Annotated in this window: 5 protein-coding genes; 3 read left to right on the forward strand and 2 right to left on the reverse strand. The window is 65.6% G+C overall.

What is annotated here, in order from left to right; translation table 11 throughout:
• On the reverse strand, window positions 1–1530 hold a 1530-nt coding region (locus AC062T_RS12560; protein WP_476030521.1), incomplete at its 3' end, for an acetyl-CoA carboxylase biotin carboxylase subunit.
• A 107-nt stretch (window positions 1531–1637) separates the two neighbouring features.
• A complete protein-coding gene (locus tag AC062T_RS12565; protein WP_476030523.1) occupies window positions 1638–2285 on the reverse strand; it encodes a Maf family protein in 648 nt (215 codons plus the stop codon).
• Between the two features lie 50 nt (window positions 2286–2335).
• On the opposite strand from AC062T_RS12565, the gene AC062T_RS12570 reads away from it, so the two are divergent.
• From AC062T_RS12570 to AC062T_RS12580, 3 genes are all read left to right on the forward strand, one after another.
• Window positions 2336–3565, forward strand: coding sequence for a class I SAM-dependent RNA methyltransferase (locus tag AC062T_RS12570; protein WP_476030525.1), 1230 nt, complete (start codon window positions 2336–2338; stop codon window positions 3563–3565).
• Between the two features lie 102 nt (window positions 3566–3667).
• Complete coding sequence (locus tag AC062T_RS12575; RefSeq protein ID WP_108515315.1) at window positions 3668–4345, forward strand: response regulator transcription factor; 678 nt, start codon at window positions 3668–3670, stop codon at window positions 4343–4345.
• Window positions 4335–5539, forward strand: a 1205-nt coding sequence (locus tag AC062T_RS12580) for a sensor histidine kinase (protein WP_476030527.1), incomplete at its 3' end; no start/stop codon positions are given. The genes AC062T_RS12575 and AC062T_RS12580, both read left to right, overlap by 11 nt.

Here is a 5539-nt window from a genome sequence, read left to right on the forward strand (position 1 = left end):
CGAGACGCCGCCACCTCCGCCGCGGCGACGGGGTGCAGCGGAGAGCGTTGCCGCGCCGGCCGTCGGAACGATTCGCCCAGGGAGGCTCACCGAGACGCGCTTGCCGTCGACCTCAACAGTCACGCTGCGGCGCTCCGGTGCGGGGCCCGAGTCTTCGAGCTCGCCGCTCCAGGGCTCGAGGTTTCCCGCGAACTCAGTCTCGATCCAGCGGGTGTAGATGCTGAAGGGGCTGGAGGTGAAGGCGGGGTCTCGCACTATGGCGCGGTGGAATGGCAGCACGGTGGGCAAGCCGGCAACCTCGAACTCGTCGAGGGCGCGGCGCGAGCGCTCAAGCGCGTCCTCGCGGCTGCTGCCCGTGACGATGAGCTTGGCGATCATGGAGTCGAAGGCGCCGCTGATGACGTCTCCCGTGGTGACGCCGCTGTCGACGCGCACTCCGGGGCCGCCGGGAACGCGGAATACGTGGATGGGGCCGGGGGAGGGCAAGAAGCCACGCCCGGGGTCTTCTCCGTTGATGCGGAACTCGAACGAGTGGCCGTGCGGCACGGGGTCGTCGTAATCGAGCACGCCGCCCTCGGCGAGTCGGAACTGTTCGCGCACGAGGTCGATGCCCGTGACCTCTTCTGAAACAGGATGCTCAACCTGAAGCCGGGTGTTGACCTCAAGGAACGAAATGGTGCCGTCCTGGCCGACGAGAAACTCGCAGGTGCCGGCGCCGACGTAGCCGACCTCTCGCAGAATCGCCTTGGACGAGCTGTAGAGCAGTTCGTTCTGGGCATCGGTGAGGAACGGTGCCGGCGCTTCTTCTACGAGCTTCTGGTGGCGACGCTGGAGGGAGCAATCGCGGGTGCTGATGACAACCACGTTGCCGTGAGTATCCGCCAGGCACTGGGTTTCTACGTGTCGCGGCTTATCGAGGTACTTTTCGACGAAGCACTCGCCGCGGCCGAAGGCAGCGATGGCCTCGCGGGTGGCTGACTCAAACATCTCGGGGACTTCTTCGCGGGTGCGAGCGACCTTGAGGCCGCGGCCGCCGCCGCCGAACGCCGCCTTGATGGCGACGGGGAGCCCATGCTCATCCACGAAGTCGAGAACCTCGTCTGCGCCGCTGACGGGGTTGAGGGTTCCGGGTGCCAGCGGAGCGCCGACCTTCTCCGCGATGTGGCGGGCGGAGACCTTGTCGCCGAGCTTCTCGATGGCCTCGGGGGAGGGGCCGATCCAGATCAGGCCCGCGCCGATGACCTGCCGCGCGAAGTCTGCGTTCTCGGCCAAGAATCCGTAGCCAGGGTGCACGGCGTCAGCGCCGGAGCGGCGAGCGATCGAGAGGATCTTGTCGATGACGAGGTAGGTGTCTGCGCTCGTGCTGCCGTCGAGCGAGTAGGCCTCGTCGGCAAGGCGCACGTGGCGGGCGTCGCGATCTTGGTCGGCGTAGACGGCAACGGAGGAGATGCCAGCGTCCTTAGCGGCCCGGATGATGCGCACGGCAATCTCGCCACGGTTGGCGATAAGGACCTTCGAGATACGGGGCATAGTTGTTCAGCTTATTCGCCCTGGGGACCGGTTCTTTGGATAAGGGTCACAAAAATCTCGTGTCGCTTCAATGGGATGTCTACAGGAGGACGCGATTTCCCCGGGTTTTAGCGGTTCCAGAGCCGGTGCCACTCCACGCCGAATCCTGTGCCGAGAAGGGCTCGCAGGGTGGGCACGGAGAGACCAATGACGGTGCTCGGTTGGCCAGAGATGCGGGAGATAAATGCCTGCCCCCTGCTGTCGATCGTGAAGGCACCGGCCACGGCGAGCGGTTCACCCGTCGCGATATAGGCCTCGATCTCGGCGTCGCTGATGTCGGCGGCGAACTCGACCGTGGCATCCTCGACCTGCCCGATGCCACCGGACGCCGTGCCGCCGCGGTGGTCGATGAGCCAGTGCCCAGAGTGAAGTACCCCGGTTTTGCCGATCATGCGCGCCCATCGTTCGCGCGCGATGTCGGCGGTGTGAGGCTTGCCATAGATCACCCCGTCGAGTTCGAACGCGCTGTCGCCGCCAAGAATGAAGCCGTCTATTGGCTCGCCATCGACGAGCGACCCGACAACGGCCTCGGCCTTGGCCCTCGCCAGCTCGGCAACCATTTCGGCGGCAGAGAGCGGGGCGCCACGCTCTTCTTCGCGCCGGGCGACGAGTGCTTCTTCGTCGACGCCGGGGTTGATGAGGCCCGCCGGTTCGATGCCAGCAGAGCGCAGAGTCGCCAGTCGCGCGGGGGATGTTGAGGCCAGGTAGAGACGCACGGGCTCGGCGTCGGGCGTTTCGTTCAGCGCGGGGCTCCTATGCTCGTGGGATGGGTGAAATGCAGGGCACACGGCTCGAAGTCGACGTTACCAACATCGCGCACGGGGGAATCTCCGTCGCACGGCACGATGGCAGGGTGATCTTCGTCAGCGACGCGATCCCCGGCGAGCGCGTGCTCGTTGAGATCACGGAGGACCGTAAGAAGTCGTTCTGGCGAGCCGAGACCGTGAAGGTCATCGAGGCGTCGCCGCACCGCCAGCCCCATGTGTGGGCAGAGGCCTCGGTGGATCGCGCTCCCGAAGATCGTGCCGGCGGCGCCGAATTCGGCCACATTGAGATCGGGCATCAGCGCGAGCTCAAGCGTCAGGTGCTCGTCGACTCCATCAAGCGCATGGCCGCGCTGGACACCGATGTCGAGGTTCAGCCGATCGCAGGACCCGCCGACGGCACCGGATGGCGCACACGCCTGCGCCTGCACGTCGCAGAAGACGGCACCCTCGGTCCGTATTCATCCCGATCCCACCGGGTGATCCCCGTGACAAGCGTGCCGCTCGCGGCTCCCGAGGTGGCGCGCATTACGCCGCTGACCGAGAGATTCACGGGCTCGACCCATGTGGATGTTGTTGCCCCATCCGGCAGCAACTCCTTCGTGATCGCGGGCGACGCGAATGCCAAGGGTCGCCCCAAGGCACAGTCCATCGTCGAGGTCGTGGGGGAGCGGGAGTTCCGCCTCGACGTTCGAGGTTTTTGGCAGGTGCACCAGGCGGCGGCGCAGACGCTGACCACGGCGGTGCAGGATGCTATCGACGAGACGCGCTTCGACCCGCGCGCCGCCAATCAGGACCTCTATGGAGGGGTCGGATTGTTGGCTGCGGCCGTCGGCGACAGGTTCGGCCCGACGACGCGCATCACGACGGTCGAGAGCGACTCGCTCGCGACAGACCACGCCGCAGAGAATCTGCAGGAATGGCTCGGAGCTCAGGCCATCACCGCCAGGGTCGACCGCTACCTGCAGCAGCTCAAGCGAACGGGTGTGTCGCTCGACGGCTCGACGGTCGTGCTCGACCCGCCCCGCGCCGGCGCCGGTCGAGAGGTCATCGACTCGCTCGCTGACCTCGGTGCGAGCCAACTGGTCTACGTTGCGTGTGATCCCGTGGCTCTCGCCAGAGACCTGGGCTTTCTTTCGGCCCACGGATACCGCCTTGAGCGACTCAAAGCATTCGACCTTTTCCCCAACACCCACCATGTTGAGGCGGTCGCAACTCTTGTTAGAGACTGAAACTTTCGTAGTCTGAGGCCCCAGCCGGTCTAGCATGGGGGTGAGTTATCGTGCCCCCGATTGACTCTCGCCCCGATTTTGAGAGATGTGAGGTACCGATCCATGAACGGATCCTCTGCCCACCCTGTGCGGGTTTCTGTGGTCGATGACCACGAGTCGGTTCGGCTGGGGCTGCGCTCAGCGTGTCTCGAGGCGGGCTTTGACTTCATCGTGGCTGCGGCCTCCGTTGGCGAGTTTGAACGCGAACTCGGCGGCCGGGAGAACGACGTCGTCGTTCTTGACCTGTCGCTCGGCGATGGGTCGACCGTGACCGAGAACGTTAAGCGGGTTCAGGCGACCGGCTCCGCGGTGCTCGTGCACAGCATCGCCGACCGTGTCGTGCTGGTGAGGGAGGCGCTCGCCGCAGGCGCGGCCGGGGTCATCCCTAAATCGTCTGCCACGCAGATCGTGATGACGGCGGTCGAGACGGTCGCCCGCGGAGACGTGCTCAATAACCTTGAGTGGGCGACGGCTATCGATGCCGACAGCGACTTTGCTAAGGCGCAGCTGGGGCGTCGTGAACGCGAGATTCTGCACCTCTACGCCTCGGGGCTTCCGCTCAAACTCGCAGCGGAGAAGCTGGGGATCGGCTATTCAACAGCCCGCGAATATTTGGACCGCATCCGCTTGAAGTATGTGGAGGTCGGACGGCCGGCTCCCACCAAGGTCGATCTGCTCAGGCGGGCCGTCGAAGACGGGATTCTGCCCAGCATGGACGTCGAATCCATCAATGGCGCGTAGCGCACCGGTCACACCACCCCCGGTGTCGACCAGGTCGGTGCGGCGCCCGATCAGCCGTGCAAGCCTGGAGATTGTCATCGCCCGCGCCGTGGCCGTCTTCGGGCTCCTCTTCGGCGCCCAATCGCTGCCGACCGCTCTGGCCCAGCGCGATCTGATCGACGCGGCGTGGTGGTTCAGCACGGTAGGGACCGTCTACGGACTCTTGGTGATCAGCCTCATCGCGTCGCTAATCAAACGGGGCGCCGAGATCATCAACGCGATCTTCGCCTTCGTGTTTCTCATCATCCTCGTGAGTTGGCCGCTGTCGGTCGGACTCGCTCCGTGGGAGGGCACCGATCGGCCGTGGCTGTGGCTGATGATGACCGTCTCTACCGCCGCCGCCGCGGTGGCGTTCCCGGTCGTGGCAGCCTCCCTCTATCTGATCGTCGCCCCCGTGATCTATGGGCTCGTGCGGCTGACACCGTATGGAGGCTCAGGCTCCCTCACCATCACCGCGCTCGACGTGGTTTATTCGATTCTCTTGGGCGGGGCGGTCCTCGTGATCATCACGATGCTGCGCTCGGCGGCGGGACGGGTCGACGACGCGCAGTCGATGGCACTCGCTCGCTATCTCGACGCCGTTCGGGAACACGCCACTGAGGTGGAGCGGGTCCAGGTTGATTCCCTTGTGCACGACACCGTGCTCACGACGTTCCTCTCCGCTGCCCGGGCCGAGACCGAGGAGCAGCAGCACCAGGCCGCGCACCTCGCCCGCAATGCCATAGTCCACCTCAAACAAGCGGTGGCAGCCCCCTCTGATGACGAAACACTCGTGCCGGTTCGGGATGTCGTCAAGCGAATCTGTAGTGTGCGAGACACGATGCGAGCCTCGTTCGCCATGTCGGCCGAGGAGGCTGGCGACGGGACGCTCCCCACGATGGCGGCAGAGGCGCTGTATGCGGCCACGTTGCAGGCCATGGTGAACAGCTTTCACCATGCTGGCGACGAAAGCGTCTCTCGCTGGGTTACCGTGCGCCGGGCGCAGGACGGGATTGTCGTTCAGGTGGGTGATGCCGGGCGCGGGTTTCTCCTCGGCGACATCCCGGCAGAGCGTCTGGGCGTTCGCGTGTCGATAATCGAGCGGATGCAGGGTGTCGGGGGAGTCGCGCGCGTTGACTCCTCGCCCGGTGCCGGCACCGTGGTCACGATCACGTG

Source organism: Homoserinimonas sp. (genome assembly GCF_056262345.1).

Excerpts from the sequence above, each read along its gene's own strand:
- AC062T_RS12570 (WP_476030525.1), top strand. The coding sequence starts at position 2,336 with ATGGGTGAAATGCAGGGCACACGGCTCGAAGTCGACGTTACCAACATC.
- AC062T_RS12575 (WP_108515315.1), top strand. The coding sequence starts at position 3,668 with ATGAACGGATCCTCTGCCCACCCTGTGCGGGTTTCTGTGGTCGATGAC.